The following is a 19,522-nucleotide window of genomic DNA, read 5'->3' as shown; positions in this document are numbered from 1 at the left end:
CGGCGGCCGGTGTTACCCCTGGCAGTCGCCCGACGGCCATCCGTTGGCCTTGAGCAGCGCGAGGGTTTCGTCACCGAACGGGTTCACCCCGGGGCCGACGGCGAGCGTGTGCGCGAGGTGGACGTGCAGGCATTTGACGCGGCCGGGCATTCCGCCCGCGCTGACCTCGTGCCCGAGCGAATCGATGGCGTCGCGTTCGGCGAGGTACCTCTCGTGGGTCCGCTGGTAGGCGGCCGCCAGCTCGGGGTCCTCCGCGAGCCGGTCGGTCATCTCCTTCATCAGCCCGGACGCCTCGAGCGTGCCGACCATCGAAGTCAGCTTCGGGCAGGTCAAGTAGTAGAGCGTGGGGAACGGCGTGCCGTCGTCGAGGCGGGGGCTGGTCTGCACGACCGACGGGTGGCCGCTCGGGCAGCGCGCGGCGACGGCGCGCAGCGCACGGGGTGCCCGGCCGAGCTGTTCCGCGATGATCTCGCGGTCGGCGTCGGTCACAGGCTCGTATGAAGACTTTTCCGTGCTGTTCACACCCATAAGGCTAAAGGGAGAGCTTCAGCCGCCCGCGACCTGATCCCACAGCTTCTCGTACCAGGAGCCCGCGGGGACCGGCTGCTGACCTTGCGGCTGCCCCTGCTCGGGCGCCTTGTCCTCGGGGAGCTGCACGATGTACGGCGTCTCGCCGGGCTTGACGAAACCGAACCGCTTTCGGGCCTCGGCCTCGATCTGCGCCGGGTCGCTCAGCTCGGCCTTGCGTCCTTCGAGCTGGGTGACGCTGCGCTGCAGCTCGGACTGCAGCTGCTGCTGTTCGTTCACCTCGGACTTCTGGCTGAGGTACGTGCGCAGCGGGACGGCGATGGTGAACGCGAGCGCGCACACCACGATCGCCACCACCGCGGCCCGGCGGGTGGTGGACATGCCGAGCACCTTCGCGGCACCCGACGCCCGTTTCGCCGCCAGGCTGCGGCGCAGCCGGGTTCGGGCGCGGACCTCCGTCGTCGTCGTGCGACGGGCGCGCTCCGGCCGGCGGCCCCTGCTGGAGCCGCCACCGCTCGCGCGCCCGCTACGACGGGTCCGCGCCCTCCCCCGGTCCGCCATCGTTCGTTATCCCTCGGTGCTGAACCGCGGGAACGCGAGGTCGCCGGCGTAGCGTGCCGCGTCGGCGAGGGTCTCCTCGATGCGGAGCAGCTGGTTGTACTTGGCGATCCGCTCGCCGCGCGCCGGGGCGCCGGTCTTGATCTGGCCGACACCGGTCGCGACGGCGAGGTCGGCGATGAAGGTGTCCTCGGTCTCGCCGGACCGGTGGCTCATCATCGACTTGTAGCCGTAGGAGGTGGCCAGCGAGATCGCGTCGAGGGTCTCCGACAGGGTGCCGATCTGGTTGACCTTCACCAGCAGCGCGTTGGCGGCGCGGCGGGTGATGCCCTCTTCGAGGCGGTCCGGGTTGGTGACGAACAGGTCGTCGCCGACCAGCTGGACCTTCTCGCCGATCTCGGTGGTCAGCTGGACCCAGCCGTCCCAGTCGTCCTCGCTCAGCGGGTCCTCGATGGACACGAGCGGGTAGTCGCGGACGAGCTCGCCGTAGTAGGCGGACATCTGCTCGGCGCTCTTCTTCGCGCCTTCGAAGGTGTACGCGCCGTCGGAGAAGAACTCCGTCGCGGCGACGTCGAGCGCGAGCGCGACGTCGCGGCCCGGGGCGTACCCGGCCTTCTCGATCGCCTGAAGGATCAGGTCGAGCGCTTCGCGGTTGTTCTTCAGGCTGGGCGCGAAGCCGCCTTCGTCGCCGAGGCCGGTCGCCAGGCCGCGGCCCTTCAGGACCGACTTCAGCGAGTGGTAGACCTCGGTGCCCCAGCGCAGGGCCTCGCGGAACGACTCGGCGCCGATCGGCGCGATCATGAATTCCTGGATGTCGACATCGGTGTCGGCGTGCGCGCCACCGTTGAGGATGTTCAGCATCGGCACCGGCAGCACGTGCGCGTTCGGGCCGCCGAGGTAGCGGAACAGCTCCAGCTCGGCCGATTCGGCGGCGGCCTTCGCGACGGCGAGCGAAACACCGAGGATGGCGTTCGCGCCGAGGCGGGACTTCGCCGGCGTCCCGTCGAGGTCGACCAGCTTCTGGTCGACGATGCGCTGGTCGACGGCGTCGGTGCCGACCAGGTCGGGGCCGATCTCGTCGAGGACGGCCGCGACCGCGCGCTCGACACCCTTGCCGTTGTACCGGCCGGTGTCGCCGTCACGCAGCTCGACGGCTTCGTGTTCGCCGGTGGACGCACCCGAGGGGACCGCGGCCCGCGCCAGCGTGCCGTCGTCGAGAGCCACCTCCACTTCGACCGTCGGGTTGCCTCGCGAGTCCAGAATCTCGCGAGCGCCTACCTGCTCGATGAGCGCCACGCCATGCTCCTCATGTGGGTTGTGCCTGCGGTGACCGGGCCCAGCCTAGCCGTCACCGCAGTTCACCCGTTGGAGGCACGCGCCACAATGCGCGCTGACCGAACCTAAGAATCGGCAGGTTCGTCCGCCCGGACTTCCTTCCAGCCCGACGGAAGCTCGACGGTGTCGGAGAACTGCTGCCAGAAGGTCCAGCTGTTGCCGCCGATGTCGGAGACGGTGAACACGCGGGCGCCGTACGGCTGATCCTGGGGCGCGTCGATGTCGGCGTCGTCGCCCAGCGCGGCGCGGACCCGCTCGTACTGCGCGTCGACGTCGGCGACGTAGACGATGTTCAGCTGCCCGACCGGGCCGTCGACACCCTTGGCCTGCCAGTACTCGGGGCCGACGCCGGCCAGCTGGATCTTGGCCGGACCGGCGCACAGCGTGGCCTGGAACACCTCTCCGGAGGCGTCGGCGAAGCGCACTTCTTCGGTGAACCCGAACACTCTGACCAGCCACGCGACCGCCTCGGTGGCGTCGGCGTAGTAAAGGTATGGCGCGAGCCCGAGGTATCCGGGCTCGTTTTCGGGCCTATCCGCTTCGGCACTGCTCATGGCAGGACAGTCCACCATGACCGTTTCAGCAGTCGAGATCGACCCTGCCCAGGCGTATCGTGGAGCGGACCATGATGGATGCCGAACCCGCCCCAGAACCAGGTCAGGACTCGTCCGGCGAGTCACGGTTCCGCGCCTTCCGACAGGCGGAGGCGCTGGTCGAAAGCCGCAGGCCGCTCGACGCGCTCAAGGCCCTCGAGCCCTTGCTGGAGCACGAAACCGACAAACCGAGTGTTCAGTTGCTGGCAGGCCGCGCGTATTTCCACTCCGCACAGTTGCGGCGGGCGGAGCGCGCTTTCACCCGGGTGTTGGAGCTGGATCCCACCGATCATTACGCGCGGTTCGTCCTCGGACGGACCCTCCAGCGCCTCGGCCGGTTGACCGAGGCGCTCGCGCAGATGCGGATCGCGTCGGCGATGCACCCGATCCCGGAATATCTGGAAGCGATCAGCGAGGTCAGCGCGCGGATCGCGTTGCGCGACTGAGCCCGTCGCCGGGGGAGCAAGGGACCTTTGCTCTCACTTCGACCTGGCCCGCAGGTGGGCCCGTTCACCCTGCTTGCCGAACAGCACCAGCAGCTCCACCGGCCCCGGGCCCGCGCTGCCGAACCAGTGCGGCACCCGCGTGTCGAATTCCGCGGCCTCGCCGGGACCCATCGTGAAGTCGCGATCGCCGAGCAGCGCCCGCAACCGTCCACTGAGGACGTACATCCATTCGTAGCCCTCGTGCGTGCGCTGCACCGGCTCGATGTCCTCGACCGGGATCAGCAGTTTGAACGCCTGCGGCTGGCCCGGCTGCGCGGTCAGCGCCCACGCGGTGAACCGGCCGAACTTCTGTGCCTTCATCCGGACCCGCGGGTCGGCGGGTTCGGGCTCGCCGACCAGTTCGTCGAGCGGGACCTGATGTGCCGCCGACAGCGTGAGCAACAGCTCCAGCGTGGCCTTCCGGGAGCCCGATTCGAGCCGCGAGAGCGTGCTGGCGGAGATCCCCGTCGCCTCCGAGAGAGCGGAGAGAGTGGTGCCGCGTTCCTTCCGAAGGGCCTTGAGCTTGGGGCCGACCTCGGCGAGCCGTCGTTCGATGTCCTCCATGCCTCCAGTTTGCCAAATCGGCAATGAACTTTGCCAACTTTCGCGCGAATCCGGATGCTCGGCAGCATGAACGACGAATACGACGTGGTGATCATCGGTGGTGGCGTGGCGGGTCTCAGCGCGGCTTTGGTGCTGGGCAGGGCAAGGCGCGGGGTGGTCGTGATCGACGGCGGCACCCCGCGCAACGCGCCCGCCGCGCACGCCCACGGTTTCCTGACCAGGGACGGCATTCCACCCAAAGAACTGGTCGCGATAGGCCGTGACGAAGTCCGCGGCTACGGCGTGGAGATCGTCGACGACGTCGTCCACCGGCTGCGGCACGACAAGGCGGTGGAACTGGCGGGCGGCCGGGTCGTCCGCGGCCGCCGGATCGTGGTGACCACCGGGCTGGCCGACGAACTGCCGGACGTCCCAGGCGTCGCGGAGCGCTTCGGCACCGACGTGCTGCACTGCCCGTACTGCCACGGCTGGGAAGTGCGCGATCAGCGTTTCGGGGTACTCGCCACTTCCGACAAGGCGGTCCACCAGGCGCTGATCGTCTGGCAATGGAGCAAGGACTTGACCTTCTTCACGCATACTCAGCAGCTCTCGGCCGAAGACCGGGCGAAGCTGACCGGGCTGGGCATCCGGATCGTCGACGGGAAGGTGTCCGAGCTCGCCGTCGAAAACGACCGGCTGACCGGCGTCCGGCTCGTCGACGGCGAATTCGTCGAACGCGATGTCGTGTTCGTCGGCCCGAAGTTCGTCCCGCACGACCGCCTTCTCGCCCAGATCGGCTGCGCTCGTACCGAAAGCGGCTCGATCGCGGTGGACGCGCAGGGCCGCACGAACGTGGACGGCGTCTGGGCGGCGGGGAACGTCGTCGATCCGATGGCGCAGCTCGTCGTCGCGGCGGGCGACGCCTACCGGATGGCCGCGGCGCTCAACTTCGACCTGGCGCTCGAAGATCAGGGCGCGACGCTGGCGTCCGCGTAGGTGTCGGCCGCGCTGAAGACATCCTGGACGTAGGGCACCGCGGGGTTGAAGACCCGCATCGACTTCCACCAGCCGTCGGGGGTGGCGACGTCGTCGCCGGCGGCGCACAGATAGCGGGCGGTGGCGAAGGCGGCGTCGTCGAGATCCTTCGGGTCCGGCTGTTTGCCGTCGCTCCTGGCCCGGGCGGAGTGCTTGGCCCAGATTTCGGGCGCGAGCGTGATCGGCCCGGGCCTGCCCTGCGCCGTCTCGACATGGGAGATACCGGCGAGGGTCGCCCACGACAGATGGCAGCCCGGCTTCTGCCGCCGGAGCCACATCTCGGCCCGGCCGTACGCGGACAGATCGGTGACGGAGAGCCGGGTCTTCGCGGCGACCCGTTTCGCCCAGGTCTCCAGTTCGGCAGCGTCGGAAACGGTGGGCCGGTCGGGCGGCGCGGCGAGCCCGGCGCGCGGCGTCGCCACCCCCGGCCGCGGCTTCTGGTCGGGAACCGCGAGCGCGGGCTGGGGCTGCTGCGCCGGAGGTGGCGGCTCCTCCCCGGCCGGCCGGTTCACCCCGACCGTCATGATCAGCACCACGCCCGTGAGGACGAGCCCGCCCGCGAAGGCAAGCCTGGGGACGTACGGCGGCAGAGGGCGCGCATGGTGCTCCGGGGCGTCGGTGCTCTGGGCGGTTTCGGCCACCCGGACAGGTTACTTCGCCACACTTCCGGGCGATGACCCATTCGGCTTACGAAGCCAACTGACGGTAAAACGAATCGGCGACCGGTCCCCGGCGGCCGATTCGTTATGTGAACCGTCGACGTCGCGCTGACCTGGGGATGCTCACGAACGCCCCGTCCGATCAAGACCTCTTCAAGCGTTTCGTCCAGTTCGAGACCACGTCACTCCCCCTGGACTTTCAGGGAAGCCTTACCTAAAACCAGGAGGGTTCAGTCGGCACGACCAGGGAGAACGACGTGTGGTTCGCGAGTGCGCTCATCGGCCTGCGTGAAGGTCTGGAAGCGGCCCTCGTCGTCAGCATCCTCGTCGCGTTCCTCGTCAAGACCGAACGACGGCACGCGCTGCGCTGGGTCTGGCTCGGGGTCGGCGTCGCGGTCCTGCTGTCGGTCGGGGTCGGCGCGATCCTCACCTACTCCACCGCCCAGCTGACCTTCGAACAGCAGGAGCTGCTCGGCGGCACGCTGTCGATCGTCGCGGTCGGCTTCGTGACGGCGATGATCTTCTGGATGCGCAAGGCGTCGAGGACGATCGCCGCGGAACTGCGCGGGAAACTCGACGAAGCGCTCGACGTGGGCCCGGTCGCGGTCCTCGTCCTGTCGTTCTTCGCCGTCGGCCGCGAAGGCCTGGAGACGGCGGTGTTCTTCTATTCCACCGTGCAGACCGCGCAGGGCGGCACGACCGAGCCGTTGATCGGCTTCACCGCCGGCATCCTCGTCGCGGTCGTGCTGGCATACCTGATCTACCGCGGCGCCGTCCGCTTCGACCTCGGCAAGTTCTTCACGATCACCGGTGTCCTGCTGGTGTTCGTGGCGGCGGGCGTACTCGGTTACGGCCTGCACGATCTGCAGGAGGCCGCCTTCCTGCCCGGGCTGACCACGCTCGCGTTCGACGCGTCGGCCGTCCTGCCGGAGGACAGCTGGTACGGCGCGCTGCTCAAGGGGATCTTCAACTATTCGCAGCAGACGACGGTCCTGCAGGCCGTCGCGTGGATCGCGTACGTCGCGATCGTGCTGCCGCTGTTCCTCAGGCCCAAGAAGAAGGCCGCGGCGCCCGTCGCGGCCGCGATCAAGGAGTGACCTCTTGTCCCGTCGATTCCCGCTCGTCGCGCTCGCCGGCGCCGGCGCCCTGGTGCTCACCGCCTGCGGTGGCGGCGAGGAAAAGCCCGCCGAGGCAGGCGGCCCGATCAAGGTCGAAGCCTCCGACAGCGCCTGTGCCGTCTCGGTGAACACCGCGAACGCGGGCAACGTGACCTTCGAGATCACCAACAAGGGCACCAAGGTCACCGAGTTCTACCTCTACGCCGAGGGCGACCGGATCATGGGCGAGGTCGAGAACATCGCGCCGGGGCTGAACCGGCGGCTCATCGTCCAGGTCGCCGAAGCGGGCAAGTACCAGACCGCGTGCAAACCGGGCATGACCGGCACCGGCATCCGCGGTGACTTCACCGTCACCGGCGGCGGCGCGAAGCAGAACGACCCGAACTCGCAGAAGGCGCAGGCGGTCAAGAGCTACGCGGAGTACGTCGCGAACAACACCAAGGCGCTCGAGGAGGAGACCACCAAGTTCGTCGCTCTGGTGAAGGCGGGCAAGGTCGACGAGGCGAAGGCCGCGTACGCCCGCACACGCGTCTACTTCGAGCGGGTCGAGCCGGTGGCCGAGAAGTTCGGCGACCTCGACCCGAAGATCGACGCGCGCGAGGCCGACCTCGAACCGGGCCAGAAGTTCACCGGGTTCCACCGGCTGGAGAAGGATCTCTGGGTGACCGGCCTGCAGCCGGACGCGGGCCAGATCGCCGATCAGCTGCTCGCCGACGTCAAGGAACTGGTCACCAAGTCGGCGTCGATCGAACTGAACGCGCTCGACCTGGCCAACGGCGCCAAGGAGCTCCTCGACGAGATCGCCACCGGCAAGATCACCGGCGAGGAAGAGGCGTTCTCGCACACCGACCTCTCGGACTTCCAGGGCAACCTCGACGGTTCGAAGGCCGCGATCGCCTCGCTGCGCCCGCTGCTGCAGGAGAAGGACCCGGCCCTGGTGTCCACTTTGGACAAGGAGTTCGGCAACGTGCAGGCACTGCTGGACAAGCAGCGGGAAGGCGACGGCTTCAAGCTGTACACCACGCTGAGCCAGGACCAGGTCAAGGAATTCGCGTCGGCGGTGGACGCGCTGAGCGAACCGCTGAGCAAGGTCGCCGAGGTCGCGGCGCAATGACCGGGGCGGAGCACACCCCGGTCACCCGCCGGAAGCTGTTCGGGATGGCGGGCGCGGGCGCCGCCCTCGTCGGCACCGGCGCCGCGGCGGGCTTCGGCGCGAACCGGCTGCTCGGCGAGGGCAGCCCGGCGCAGGCGGCGCAGAGCGTCGTCGAGTTCCACGGCGAGCACCAGGCGGGGATCGTGACTCCCGTGCAGGAGAACCTGCATTTCGTCGCGCTGGACGTGACGACGAGGGATCGCGAAAAGCTGGTCAAGCTGCTGCGCACGTGGACGGACGCGGCCCGGCGGATGACCGTGGGCCAGGAGGTCGGGACGGGCGGCGCCGTCGGTGGCGCCCCCGCCGCCCCGCCGAGCGACACCGGCGAGGCGCTCGACCTGGCGGCGTCCTCGCTGACGCTGACGATCGGTTTCGGCCCCTCGCTGTTCGACGACCGGTTCGGGCTCGCCCCGAAACGACCCGCCGCGCTGATCGACCTCCCCCTGTTCCCGCAGGACAAACTCGATCCCGCGCGCGGCGGCGGTGACATCTGCATCCAGGCGTGCGCGGACGATCCGCAGGTCGCGGTGCACGCCATCCGCAACCTGGTGCGGCTGGGCTTCGGCGTCACCGCGGTGCGCTGGTCGCAGCTCGGTTTCGGCCGCAGCTCGTCGACGTCACGGGCGCAGTCCACGCCGCGGAACCTGTTCGGCTTCAAGGACGGGACGCGCAACATCAAGGCCGAGGAGACCGACGTCCTGCGCGACCAGGTGTGGGCGGCGGCCGAAGACGGGCAACCGTGGATGGCGGGCGGGTCGTACCTGGTGGCCAGGCGGATCCGGATGCACATCGAGACCTGGGACCGGGAATCGCTGAAGGGCCAGGAAGGAATCGTCGGCCGGTCCAAGGGCACGGGTGCGCCACTGGGCCAGGCCGCCGAATTCGACACCCCCGATTTCCAGGTCGGCGGCGCCGGCGGCGAGAAGCTGATCCCGGAGGACTCCCACGTCCGGCTGGCCTCGCACGAAAACCTGAACGGCGCGCGGATCCTGCGTCGTGGCTACAACTTCGTCGACGGTTCCGACGGCGTCGGGCATCTCGAAGCGGGGCTGTTCTTCCTCGCCTTCAACCGGGACACGCGCAAGCAGTTCGTGCCGATGCAGCAGGCGCTGTCGTCGAAGGACGCGATGATGGAGTACCTGCAGCACAACGGATCCGCCCATTTCGCCGTGCCTCCGGGTGTGCGCGAAGGCGGTTTCTGGGGCGAGGGCCTGTTCTCTTGACCTCCAGTTAAGTGGAGGTCACACACTGGGCGTCATGTTCACAGGCAAGGCAGTGATTTCGGCCTAATGCCGGTCTCTGCCTCGACTGTGTGGATTTTGGGGCGTTGGATGACCCGAAATCCACACAGTCCAACGTGACCGGTCCGGTCACGTCGACCAGAGAACCTTCGCTTACCCGAACGCAAGACGATCTCTCAAGACCGAAGAGCCCAAACCTCGGCGAAGCGATTCTTGACGTTGTCGGTGAGCCTTTTCAAACCGAGCAGTTCCAAGACGGCCCGTTGCAACACTTCCGCTCCCATATCGCCGTCCCTGTCGGTGACGTGATCGAGCAACGTCGCCAGCTCGGTCGGAGGCATCTCCTCGAAAGAACGTGGCCCCAACTGGCGAGTCATCACCTCCGGCTGACCAGGAAGCCGGTAGGTGCGTGGCTTGACCCCGCTCTTGCCGAGTGGGTTGTCTTCGACCAGTTGACCCTGCCTGACCGCCTGCGCGATCGCCTTGTTCAGCTCACCTGCGACCAGCTTCGTGACCCTGACGGCTCCGGACGCCCGGACATAGGCTGTGTGCAGCCTGCTGCCGAGGACGGGCCCTTCAGCCTCGACGATCCGCACCAGACCTTCCACCAGTTCCCGCCTAGACGCTGTGCCCACCTGGACGGCGGCTCCACTGAACTGCCCGTACCCGGCGAGGATGGAATCCGCTCCGGGCGGTTTTTGCTTCCCGTCAGTCATCGGCGGCAACTCATCCTCGCGCTCCAAGAGCACTGTCCCTGCCACTTCCGGGTTCTCGGCAGCGGCCACAGGTTGCGGCAGCACAACGGGATCCACCGCCGGAACGTGCGAGGTCTGCTGCGAAACAACCGGCTCAGTGAGGGCTGGTCGTTCTGGCACCACCGATTCAAGCCGAACCGTCATCGGAGCAACCTCGGTGTCCTCCACCTGTTGTCGTGGCTCCACAGCCGACGGATCTTCACCATCCGATGTCCATCCGGAGGGGTGAATGTCCAAACTGTGCAACGTGTCCCACAGCCGGGCCAGGACCGCCGGCCGATCGACGTAGAACTCCGACTCGCGAATGCGGAAGAACCGCCAATCGCATCGCTCGAGGTCACGCTGCCTGGCGAGGTCGCGGCCATACGCCTCAGGGCCGTGCCAGGCGTCACCGTCACACTCGATCGCCAGCCTGGCCTTGGCACCTACGACCACCAGGTCGATTCGATAGCCATCAGCCGGGAACTGCGGGACGACGCTGTACCCACGATCGACGATCCGGTTGAACACACGCTGCTCGAACAACGAGTCGAAGGGTTTCACGCGCTCATCGTCAGGGACGCTCGACCACCTGGCGCCATCCACGTCGTCGGCCCGCCCGGACAGCGCGTAGCAGTAGTCCAGCAGCTGGAAACGCATGTCCTCGGGATTGCCCAAGTCGGACAGGCGCAGGGAGTGGAAGACCCACATCTGGTCCTTGGCACGGGACGCCGCGACATTGAAACGCTGGACATACATGTCTTGGGTGAGCGACGCGATCCGCTTACCCGGTTCGGCCGCCTTCACCATGGACAGGAACATCACGTCGCGTTCGGAGCCCTGGAAGTCGGCCGAATCACCGCATCGCAGTTCACGTGCCTTCCACTCCTCGGGCGGGATGCGCTCCAACAAGCGCTTCTCGATCCTCTTCGCCTGGGCGCGGCCAAGCAGCGAAACGACGCCGAACGTCAACCCGTCGTACCGAGGATCGGCGATGCACTTCTCGATCTGGTCGACGATGGCGTCCGTCTCGACCGGGTTGACCTTGTCGGTCACGCCACGCTCATAGCCGTTCTCGAGGAACACCGGCTTGATCGGTTCAAGACGATCCGCACCGTATTGGCGTACGGGCACCAGCCGGATGCCATCCGGCTCGTAAGCGATCCGGTTCGAGAAGCCGATGATCTCCGGTACACAGCGACGATGTTCCACAAGCGTCGTCATGCCCTCGAAGCGCTTCTTCGCTTCGTCGAACAGACTGCTCTTCGGTTCCTGCCATGTCGCCCGATACGGGTTGTCCCACAGGTACTGGTCTGCCAGGTGGCGCAATTGCTGCTGGTCGACACCCACCGCCGTGGGCGAAACCTGCCTGTCGTCGCCGATGACCACGATCTTGGGCGCGAGGTACTGAAGGAACGTCGCCTCCAAACCCGCCTGCGATGCCTCGTCCACGATGACGACGTCGAACATGTCGGGCTGGATACGGAACTGCTCGGCGATCCGATAGACGGGCATGATCCAAACCGGTACGGCCGGGCGGCAACGGTCCATCGCGGCCTTGATGTCGGCCCTGCGCTGGTTCGCGTACACCCCGGTGCCCTTGCCGAGCAGTTTGACCAGCTGCGCGTATTGAAGCAGGTCGGCGCGCGCCTTACCGGACAACCGCTCCGGGGACACGGCATGCCCCCACGCCCGCTCGGCCGCCAGCCGTTCGACCCGGCCGCGTATCTGCTTCTCGACGTTCAGCACCTCGGCCTGGAGTGAATTGACGTCCTCGTCTTTCCGTGCCAGTAGCCACTTCAACGCAACGGTCCACGACCACGCGGACTCCCAATCGGCCAGCCGCTCCAGCCAGGCGGGGTCACGAGGATCCGCCGACACCGCCCCATGAACACGCGGCAGCAGGTGAGCGAGAGTAGCCGCGATCTCGTCGCGTCGACGCGCCAGCTCTGCGACTTCCGTCAGGCGCACCATCCTCCGGTGAGCGGCAGCGTAGGACTCGTGGTCGCGTTGCTCTGCAGCCTGCATCAGGTGCTTCACACATGGCGCCGCGTCCGCCCACTGGGCTACGTCAGTGATGACCCGGACGACGTCCAGCAACGGCGTGGTCGCGGCGGTGCGTGCATCGGAAGCCGCGGCGGCATCGACGAGCCGGGCGTAGGTCTGCACAGCATGGAGGTCGGTCCAGTTCGGGCGCGGGAGGCCGCGTCCTGCCAAACCTCGTTCCTCCGTTTCGAGGGCTTCGCCCAGCGCCAAGACTCGACGCAGCTGCTCCAGCTCGGTCACATGCCACTGCAGACGCTCGCCCAATGTGTCTTCGGCGGGAATACGCACCGACTCCGGCCACGCCCGGTCCAGCGCGTCCAGTGTCCTGCTGCCGTCGGCCCAGATGAGGAACGCGTCGAGCTGGTCTGCCGTGGTCGGCGGGATTCCATTCACCCGGACGGCCTGGAACAGCGGCAGTGCCTGTTTGACGGCCTTGGGGGCGAGCGCTCCGGTCTTGGGCGAACCGTCTGGATTGACCTTGAGCCTTCCACCGGTACCGACATGTGCGCGAAGTGTCCCTGCCAGCGCGACGAGTACACCCATGTCGGCAGAATCGACCCGTACCTCGGTGACCGGGCCGAGGCGCTCGACGAGCGGACCGACGCGTCCGATGAGCTGGGCGATCTGGTTCCAGCGCGACCGCCAGTGGTTCGCACGCCCGACGAGCACGTCGGAAAGCGCGTCGTTCATCCACTCTTCGCGACGCCTGGAAAGGTCCTCGGCTTCTCGTGCGAACCCGTTGAGCCGCTCGCGAAGAACGGTTCGCGTGGCCTGATCGAGGCGGCGGACAGCGTCGAACGCAGTGTGCTGCGTAAGGCTTCCGTGCCCCTCTTCCACTGCGATGGCCTGTCGTTCCGCAGCCACGAGCACGAAGAACGCCTCTGGTGTGGGCACATCAGCGAGCGGCAGCAACTTGAGTCGAGACTCCGCCTCGTCGGCGTTCAGCGCATCGTCCACGACACTCCGATGCCATTCGGCGATGTCGCTCGCGGCGATCGGGGACGGAACGACACCGGGCACGTCGACCAGGCCCTCCAGCCAACCGAAACGCGGACGTTCCGCTTCCAGCCTTTGCGCGATGCCGGCCAGGGTGCCGTGGTAGCCACAAATGTCGTGCTTCACCACTTGCCCGCCACGCGCGTCGATCAAACGCCGGTACAAACCGGCGCGACGAAGCCTCAGGTCCTCGATCGAGCCAAGGTGATCGTCGATGGCCCTTCGCGCCCCGCCAGCGTCGTACTCACTGGCCATATGACTGATCCGCTCCACCGCGACCTTGAGGTCGGCCAGGTCCGACCGCGAGGATCCGACGACCGAAACGGCCAGCGGCGCGATGGCTTCCGGCAGCTTCGCCCGGACTTCTTTCAGCGCCCGATCGGTGTGCGCGGTGACGAGGACCCGCTTCCCCTGTGCGAGCAGGTGGGACAGCAATGCGGCGACGGTGTGCGTCTTGCCGGTCCCAGGAGGACCTTGGACGAGAGTTTGGGCCTTCGAGTCGACTTGCGCCAGGACACGCAGCTGCCGGTCATTGACCGGAAGCGGTAAGAAGGGTTCATCGTCGACCTCGACCAAGGCACCAGGTTCAGGAGAGCGCTCCGCCGCAGGTCGGTGGTCCGGGTCGACGAGTGGCAGCAGCCCGTCCGGAACGACACCGGACTCGTCGATCTGCGCGGCGACCGAATCGAGGATGTCGACGATTCCCTGGCTCGAACGCCTGCGCAGAATCAAGGCGGGGGCGAACGCCGCCGCCGCGTGCGTACCGGGCTTCTGCACGTCGTCCTCGTCGAGGTACGCGGCGTCTCCATCGAGAGCGTGCACGAGACGCCGCAACACGCCGCCCACGATCTCGCGGTTCAGCACCGCGGCGGTGACCTCGCGGCCTTCGTTCCTGATCTGCACCACATGCTGAGGGTTGGCGACACGACCAGGATCAAGCATGTCCAGCTCGATGTTCAAGCCGTCAGCCGTTTCGGCCTGGTGGAGAGTCAACCGGCCGGTAGCGTCGTCGAAATGGATCGTCGCGGGCACCGTGGCGAGGTGCCGGCGGACGACGTAGTGACCGGGCGGGGCCCACGACAGGCAGCCGACGCCGATGACCAGTTCGAGCTCTTCCGCATGCGCGGCCGCGGTGACATAGGCGGAGAACAAATCATTGTAGACGTCCCGGGCAGGCTGGTCGGTTTGTTCACGTTCAGCCCACTTCGACCACCGAGCCGCCCATTCGACGTGGGCGTTGCGAATACCTGGCGTCTTCTCGAGCAAGACGCGCTGATCACCTTCACCGATCGACTCGCGCAGCCGTGGCTGTGCGTTCGGGTCGTCCCATTCACCGTCCAGCCAAGACTTCAGCTCCGTGTCCGGCTCGGGTGGTTCTTGGTGCGCGACTCTCTCGACCGAGAGCAAGACATCGCCCGGCTCGGGCGCTTCCTCGCGGTGCGTCGACCGGATGGCCGGATGCTCGGGCAATTGCCAGAACCACTGGACCGAGTCGTACCTGTCGGTGGTGCGGGGCGAGTTCGACTTGAGCTGCTGGCTTCGCGCGAGGAACTGGAAGAGCCTGACCGCTCGATCGACCGCCGTACCCCGCGAATTCGGAGCAGCGTCCTTGTTCGCCACAGCCGTCACCCTTCTCGCCACCGAATAGATCAAAGTTCTCATCGCCCAGGTGGTGTAAGGCGATACAGCCGACACCACACCGTTACGAAACCCGCCTCAATTGCTCGGGCGCCGCCCGGCCGACGAACCACCATCTGATGACCAGTACCTCATTCAAGAAACAAACGCGCCTGGTCCAGGTAGTGATGACGTGACACTTACCGGTCTGACGGTTCTCTTGACCTCCAGTTAAGTGGAGGTCACACACTGGGCGTCATGTTCAGTGAAGCGGAACTCGACTACCTCGCCACCCAAGGGCTCGGACGGCTCGCGACGGCGCAGCCGGACGGCACGCTGCAGGTCAGCCCCGTCGGCTACGCCTACAACACCGAGACCGAGACGATCGACATCACCGGCTACGAACTGGCGAAGAGCAAGAAGTTCCGGAACGTGGCCGCCAACGGGCAGGCCGCGTTCGTGGTGGACGACATGCCTTCACAGGACCCGCCGAGGATCCGCTGCCTGGAGATCCGCGGCCGGGCCGAGGCGCTGACCGGCGCCCGCACGGCCGACGGGCATTTCGACGGCGCGGTGATCCGGATCCACCCGACGCGGATCATCAGCCTCGGTGTCGACGATCCGGACCACGACCCGCTCGATCTCGTTCCGCACAACCGGAACGTCTGACCCGCGAGGCCGGGAAAGGGTCGTCGACAACGACCCTTTCCCGGCCCTTCAGCGGCGGTTACCGAAGACCGCGTAAATCCCGAGGCCCGCCACGGTCAGCACCACCGCGGTCCACGTGCCTTCCGCGACGCCGGTGGGCTGGAAGAGCCAAGTGATCACCCGGTGCGAGCTCTCCGAGCCCGACGTGGTGACCGCGACCGTGACCGCGACCGCGAACCCGAGCAGCGGCAACGCCCACCCGAAGGCCCCGCCGAACAGGACCGCGGAGATCCCGGCGAGACCGAGCAGCCCGCCCGCGTTCCGCACGACGATCTCCACCGGGACACGATCCACCTCCCACAGCCGCGGCAGCAGCGCGGCGCCGACGGCGAGGCCGCCGATCAGCAGGAGATGCACGACGCGGCGCGGCGCCCAGCGGATCGCCGCGGTCCGGTCGAGATCGGTGTCCTGGCCGCTGAGGCCGATCGCGGTCACCGCGATCGCCACCAGGAGCGCCAGGGAAACCGGGATCTCCGACCAGTGGTCCCGCGCCAGGAACCAGATCAGGGCCATGCTCACCACCAGTCCCGCGAACGACGCGGGCATGGCGCGTGACCGCGCGTACAGCACCGCCCACCTCATCGCGCGCCTCCGAGCAGGATGTCGATCTGGGTGCCCTGACAGGTCAGGCCCGCCCGCCGCTGCGCGATGATCCGCTCTCGCTGTACCTCGGGCGGAAGGGCGCGGAAGGTCTCCCACTTCCGCACGACCTCGTTCTTCTTGTCCTCGCTCAGCCAGGTCGCCCCGGACAGGCGCCACTCGCCGACGAACCAGCTCGCCGAGATCGACCGCGCGGTGAGTTCGTCCAAAAAGGACCCGTTGACGCCATGGAGGCTGTAGCAGGTCGGAGTCCCGGCACCGGCGACCAGTGTCCGCGTCATGTCGTCCGAGTTCAAGGCCGAACGGATGGACCAATCCACCAGGTCCACGTAGACGGTGTCGGCGGCACGCGGCGGCACCTCGTCGTAGCCCAGCCGCCGGTCCAGTACCGCGACCTTCACCGGCGCGTCCGGCAGAGTTCCCAGCAGCCGCAACGCTTCCTTGCCCGGCCCGGCGAGACGGGGCAGTTCGGCCTCGAGCATGCGCGGCACGCAGACCGGGCCGTCGCAGACCATCTCCGTCGCGGCCGGGTCGGAGACCTCGGCTTCGGCCGTGCTGCCGGGAAGAACGGGCAAGGCGATCACGACCGCCACCAGGGCTGGGACGACGGCGAGTCCCTTCGCCCGCTTGGATCGGGCCGCCAGCAGGAGGAATCCGGTCGCGGCCAGCCCGGCCAGCCAGACCACCTGCCCGAGATCCATCCGGCTCGCGGTGGTGCTGAACGGATCCCTGACGACGTCCAGCGCCGGAGAGAGCATGGAGACCCGGAACGGCACGATCCCGGCCAGCGCGCTGCCCTCCGATCCGGCGAACTGGAACAGGAGAACGGTCACGAAAGCGGCGACGGCCACCGCGGGCGCGGTCAGCGGATGCGGCAGCAACCGGCCGATCCCCAGCCCGATCCAGGCGCCCGCGAGCATCGCGAGCACACCGGCCACGACGATCGGCAGCCAGCCGAAGGTGAAGAACCCGCCGTTGAAGGCGGCCTGGACGGCACCGACGGCGAAGATGAGCAGATAGCCCAGCACCAGCAGGCCGCCCAGCGCGCCGGCGAGTTTCGCGGCCCGCTGCCATCCGGGACGCGGCATGGTGGTCATGAGTTCGACCGTGCCGGACCGGCTGTCGCGCATACCTTGGATGACACCGGCGCCGATCGCGATCGGCCACAGGAACACCAGCAGGAACCGGCTCCACTCCGCCGCGTGCGTCCAGTGTTCGTTCCAGGCCAGCGGCGCCTTTGTCCACGGACCGCTGAACGAATAGAGGAAGCCGAACGCGACGACGAGGATCGCGAGCGTGGCCCAAGGGGCGATGGAACGGCGGACTTCGGTCCGCAGGACGCGCGTGTTCACCAGTTCCCCTTCCCCGGCTCGTGCCCCAGCAGCGCCGAATAGCCACGCTCGATCGGGCTGTCGCCGACGTGCTCCTCGCTCCCGGCCGCGGCCAGTTCGTCCGGAGTCCCTTGGAAGACGAGCCTCCCGTTTTCGAACAGGACGACGTCGGTGCAGGCCGTCGCGACGTCCTCGACGAGATGCGTCGAGACGACGACGCAGGCGTCCCGGCCCAGTTCCTGCATGAGCTCCCGGAACCGCACGCGCTGCGCGGGATCGAGTCCGGCGGTCGGCTCGTCCAGCAGGAGGATGTCCGGATCGTTCACGATCGCCTGCGCGATCCCGACCCGGCGCACCATGCCGCCGGACAGGGTCTTCATCTTGTCGTCGGCGCGATCGGCGAGCCCGACCCGTTCGATCGACCGCTGCACCGCCGCCGGGATGTCCTCTTTGGACATTTCCTTGAGCCAGGCGATGTATTCGACGAACTCACGGACGGTGAAACGCTTGTAGAAACCGAAATTCTGCGGCAGATAGCCGATACGGCGGCGCAGGCGGCGCTGATCGGTGAACCCCCCGACGGATTCACCGAGCAGCGCCAGCCCTCCCTCCGCCGGCCGGAGCACCGTCGCCAGTGCCCGGATCAGCGTGGTCTTCCCGGCCCCGTTCGGGCCGAGCAGACCGTGCACCCCCGCGCCCAGGTCCAGGTCGAGCCCGTTCACGGCGAACTTGCGTTTGCCGACCCGGACCTTCAGTCCCTCCGCCTTGATTTGCCACGCATAGGTCGTCGGTGCGACCTCTGCGGCCCCGACAGCACGCATCATGTTCTCCCCTTCGTTCAACGTTCGGATCCGGTGAGCAGGCCGAAGACGCTCCGCCGGAGCACCACCACGACCGCGGTCACCGCGAAGATCGCGCCCCACACCGGGAGCAGCCGGGGTTCGAGCGCGGTGGCACGCCCTTGCGAAGCCACCGCGGGCGCCAAGATCACCGCCACCCAGACCCCGGCGAGGACATAGGCCGCCCGCGTCACCCCGATCAGCCCGCCGAGCGCGAGCGTCCCGGTGGTGAAGGCCAGGCTCGGCAGGAGACCGAGCCCGAATCCGCCGCCGGCGAGCCAGCTCGAAAGGCCCTGGATCGGCAAGACGACGGCGAGGACCGCCGTCGTCCGGCGGAGCAGCAGGTAGAGCCCGGCCCTCGGCGTCGAGGTGACGAGTTCGTACGCGGGGTCGAGCCCCTTCGCCCACGAAACCGCGACCCCGAGCACCGGCAGGACCGGCGAGAACAGCTGGACGAACGAGTAGCCCTTGCTCCCGGTGAACCCGATCCCGTCCAGCAGGAGGCCGATCGCCGGGATCAAGAGGATCATCACCAGCCACGGCAGCATCACCGGCGTCACCCAGGTGTGCAGCCGTCCGGCCCACCGCCTCCGCATCGGGCTCGGTCCCGCTTCGGCGAGTTTCGGCCCCAGCCCGGCCCAGACGTCGTCCACCAGCGCCGACACCGACGGCAGGCTGAAGGCGGACAACCTCCCCCGGCATTCCGCGCACGATTCGAGATGGGCTTCGACCGCCCACACCTCGTCACCGGCCAAGCCGTCGTCCCCGAGGACGTAACCGGCGAGGAGCTGTTCGGACACGTGTTCCTTGTTCACGACAGCGCCTCCCGCATCGCGATCCGAGCCCGCCTGGCGCGGGTTTTGACGGTTCCTTCCGGCACGCCGAGCAGGACCGCGGTCTCGCGGACGGTCAGCCCGTCGAGCACCATGGCCTGCAGGACCTGGCGGAGTTCGGGAGCGAGCCGTCGCAACGCGTCACCGACGTGGTCACCGACCGCACCGGCCAGCGCCTCGTCTTCGGCCGCCGGCGAGACGGCCGGTTCCGCGACCGGCGGCGGCTGCGCAAACTTCGCCCGGCGGCGGAAGGCGTCGACCAGCCGCCTCGCGGCGATCGTCCACAGCCAGCCGACCGCGCTCCCGCCGACGGCCGAACCGGCGAACGCGCCGGCCGCGCGCCAGACCGCGAGGTAGGTCTCCTGCATCACCTCGGCGACGATCTGTTCATCGGCGCAGCGACGGCGCAGGCGTACGGCCAGCCACGGCGACGTGCGGCGGTAGAGCTCCTCGAACGCCGCACGGTCTCCTTTGGCCGTGCGGCGGACGAGCTGCTCTTCGTCCGGTTCCGTTCCCTTCACATCCCGCAAGACGCCGAGATCATCGAAACGGTTCTCACCCGATTGTGTC

The 19,522-nt window shown here is 68.0% G+C and carries 18 protein-coding genes; 6 read left to right on the top strand and 12 right to left on the bottom strand.

Features of this window, described 5'->3' with window-relative positions; all coding sequences use genetic code 11:
• Window positions 1–12 precede the first annotated feature (12 nt).
• The 4 genes from ACIRGA_RS06150 to ACIRGA_RS06135 all read right to left on the bottom strand — a co-directional run bounded on the left by ACIRGA_RS06150 (window position 13) and on the right by ACIRGA_RS06135 (window position 2,975).
• The gene (locus ACIRGA_RS06150; RefSeq protein ID WP_400937130.1) at window positions 13–528 is read right to left on the bottom strand and encodes a DUF501 domain-containing protein; all 516 of its coding nucleotides are present in this window, start codon (window positions 526–528) and stop codon (window positions 13–15) included.
• A gap of 18 nt (window positions 529–546) precedes the next feature.
• The gene (locus ACIRGA_RS06145) at window positions 547–909 is read right to left on the bottom strand and encodes a septum formation initiator family protein (RefSeq protein ID WP_123799156.1); all 363 of its coding nucleotides are present in this window, start codon (window positions 907–909) and stop codon (window positions 547–549) included.
• Between the two features lie 186 nt (window positions 910–1,095).
• On the bottom strand, window positions 1,096–2,382 hold the full coding sequence (gene eno, locus ACIRGA_RS06140) for a phosphopyruvate hydratase (protein ID WP_400937127.1): 1,287 nt from the start codon (window positions 2,380–2,382) through the stop codon (window positions 1,096–1,098).
• Window positions 2,383–2,486: 104 nt separating this feature from the next.
• On the bottom strand, window positions 2,487–2,975 hold the full coding sequence (locus ACIRGA_RS06135) for a VOC family protein (protein ID WP_400937125.1): 489 nt from the start codon (window positions 2,973–2,975) through the stop codon (window positions 2,487–2,489).
• 71 nt (window positions 2,976–3,046) lie between these two features.
• On the opposite strand from ACIRGA_RS06135, the gene ACIRGA_RS06130 reads away from it, so the two are divergent.
• Window positions 3,047–3,460 carry a tetratricopeptide repeat protein gene (locus tag ACIRGA_RS06130; RefSeq protein ID WP_400937122.1) on the top strand — a complete coding sequence of 138 codons (414 nt, stop codon included), beginning with the start codon at window positions 3,047–3,049 and terminating at the stop codon, window positions 3,458–3,460.
• Window positions 3,461–3,493: 33 nt separating this feature from the next.
• On the opposite strand, the gene ACIRGA_RS06125 is transcribed toward ACIRGA_RS06130, so the two are convergent.
• Complete coding sequence (locus tag ACIRGA_RS06125; RefSeq protein WP_360081899.1) at window positions 3,494–4,063, bottom strand: XRE family transcriptional regulator; 570 nt, start codon at window positions 4,061–4,063, stop codon at window positions 3,494–3,496.
• A gap of 54 nt (window positions 4,064–4,117) precedes the next feature.
• On the opposite strand from ACIRGA_RS06125, the gene ACIRGA_RS06120 reads away from it, so the two are divergent.
• Window positions 4,118–5,038, top strand: a complete 921-nt coding sequence (locus ACIRGA_RS06120) for an NAD(P)/FAD-dependent oxidoreductase (protein WP_400937119.1) — start codon at window positions 4,118–4,120, stop codon at window positions 5,036–5,038.
• Here the strand turns inward: ACIRGA_RS06120 and ACIRGA_RS06115 are convergent.
• Complete coding sequence (locus ACIRGA_RS06115; protein ID WP_400937116.1) at window positions 5,011–5,718, bottom strand: murein transglycosylase; 708 nt, start codon at window positions 5,716–5,718, stop codon at window positions 5,011–5,013. The two genes, ACIRGA_RS06120 and ACIRGA_RS06115, sit on opposite strands and share 28 nt — an antisense overlap.
• Window positions 5,719–5,993: 275 nt before the next feature.
• Between ACIRGA_RS06115 and efeU the strand changes: the two genes are divergently transcribed.
• Genes efeU through efeB form a run of 3 tightly spaced genes read left to right on the top strand, consistent with a single transcriptional unit; the run spans window position 5,994 to window position 9,230 of the window.
• A complete protein-coding gene (gene efeU, locus ACIRGA_RS06110; protein ID WP_400937114.1) occupies window positions 5,994–6,833 on the top strand; it encodes an iron uptake transporter permease EfeU in 840 nt (279 codons plus the stop codon).
• Window positions 6,834–6,837: 4 nt separating this feature from the next.
• Window positions 6,838–7,968 carry an iron uptake system protein EfeO gene (gene efeO / locus ACIRGA_RS06105; protein WP_400937111.1) on the top strand — a complete coding sequence of 377 codons (1,131 nt, stop codon included), beginning with the start codon at window positions 6,838–6,840 and terminating at the stop codon, window positions 7,966–7,968.
• Window positions 7,965–9,230, top strand: coding sequence for an iron uptake transporter deferrochelatase/peroxidase subunit (efeB, locus tag ACIRGA_RS06100; protein ID WP_400937108.1), 1,266 nt, complete (start codon window positions 7,965–7,967; stop codon window positions 9,228–9,230). Before efeO ends, efeB begins: the two co-directional genes overlap by 4 nt.
• A gap of 194 nt (window positions 9,231–9,424) precedes the next feature.
• Here the strand turns inward: efeB and ACIRGA_RS06095 are convergent, their stop codons facing one another.
• The gene (locus ACIRGA_RS06095; protein WP_400937105.1) at window positions 9,425–14,644 is read right to left on the bottom strand and encodes an AAA domain-containing protein; all 5,220 of its coding nucleotides are present in this window, start codon (window positions 14,642–14,644) and stop codon (window positions 9,425–9,427) included.
• Window positions 14,645–14,899: 255 nt separating this feature from the next.
• Here ACIRGA_RS06095 and ACIRGA_RS06090 point away from each other — a divergent pair, with 255 nt between their 5' ends.
• Window positions 14,900–15,310, top strand: coding sequence for a PPOX class F420-dependent oxidoreductase (locus tag ACIRGA_RS06090; RefSeq protein WP_400937103.1), 411 nt, complete (start codon window positions 14,900–14,902; stop codon window positions 15,308–15,310).
• Between the two features lie 48 nt (window positions 15,311–15,358).
• Here the strand turns inward: ACIRGA_RS06090 and ACIRGA_RS06085 are convergent, their stop codons facing one another.
• The 5 genes from ACIRGA_RS06085 to ACIRGA_RS06065 are packed head-to-tail and all read right to left on the bottom strand — an operon-like array spanning window position 15,359 to window position 19,473.
• A complete protein-coding gene (locus ACIRGA_RS06085; RefSeq protein ID WP_400937368.1) occupies window positions 15,359–15,919 on the bottom strand; it encodes a hypothetical protein in 561 nt (186 codons plus the stop codon).
• Between the two features lie 8 nt (window positions 15,920–15,927).
• Window positions 15,928–17,301: a hypothetical protein gene (locus ACIRGA_RS06080; protein ID WP_400937100.1), complete on the bottom strand. Its 1,374-nt coding sequence runs from the start codon at window positions 17,299–17,301 to the stop codon at window positions 15,928–15,930.
• Entirely contained in the window at window positions 17,298–18,101 is an 804-nt protein-coding gene (locus ACIRGA_RS06075; RefSeq protein ID WP_400937097.1) for an ABC transporter ATP-binding protein, read from the bottom strand. Before ACIRGA_RS06075 ends, ACIRGA_RS06080 begins: the two co-directional genes overlap by 4 nt.
• A gap of 17 nt (window positions 18,102–18,118) precedes the next feature.
• Window positions 18,119–18,934, bottom strand: coding sequence for a zf-HC2 domain-containing protein (locus tag ACIRGA_RS06070; protein WP_400937094.1), 816 nt, complete (start codon window positions 18,932–18,934; stop codon window positions 18,119–18,121).
• Complete coding sequence (locus ACIRGA_RS06065; RefSeq protein WP_400937091.1) at window positions 18,931–19,473, bottom strand: RNA polymerase sigma factor; 543 nt, start codon at window positions 19,471–19,473, stop codon at window positions 18,931–18,933. Before ACIRGA_RS06065 ends, ACIRGA_RS06070 begins: the two co-directional genes overlap by 4 nt.
• Window positions 19,474–19,522: the final 49 nt, after the last annotated feature.

Origin of the sequence: Amycolatopsis sp. NPDC102389, from assembly GCF_044765885.1 — a bacterium.
Taxonomy (GTDB): domain Bacteria; phylum Actinomycetota; class Actinomycetes; order Mycobacteriales; family Pseudonocardiaceae; genus Amycolatopsis.
The sequence above is the reverse complement of the archived record's forward strand: the minus strand, read 5'-3'. Positions and strand labels throughout refer to the sequence as shown.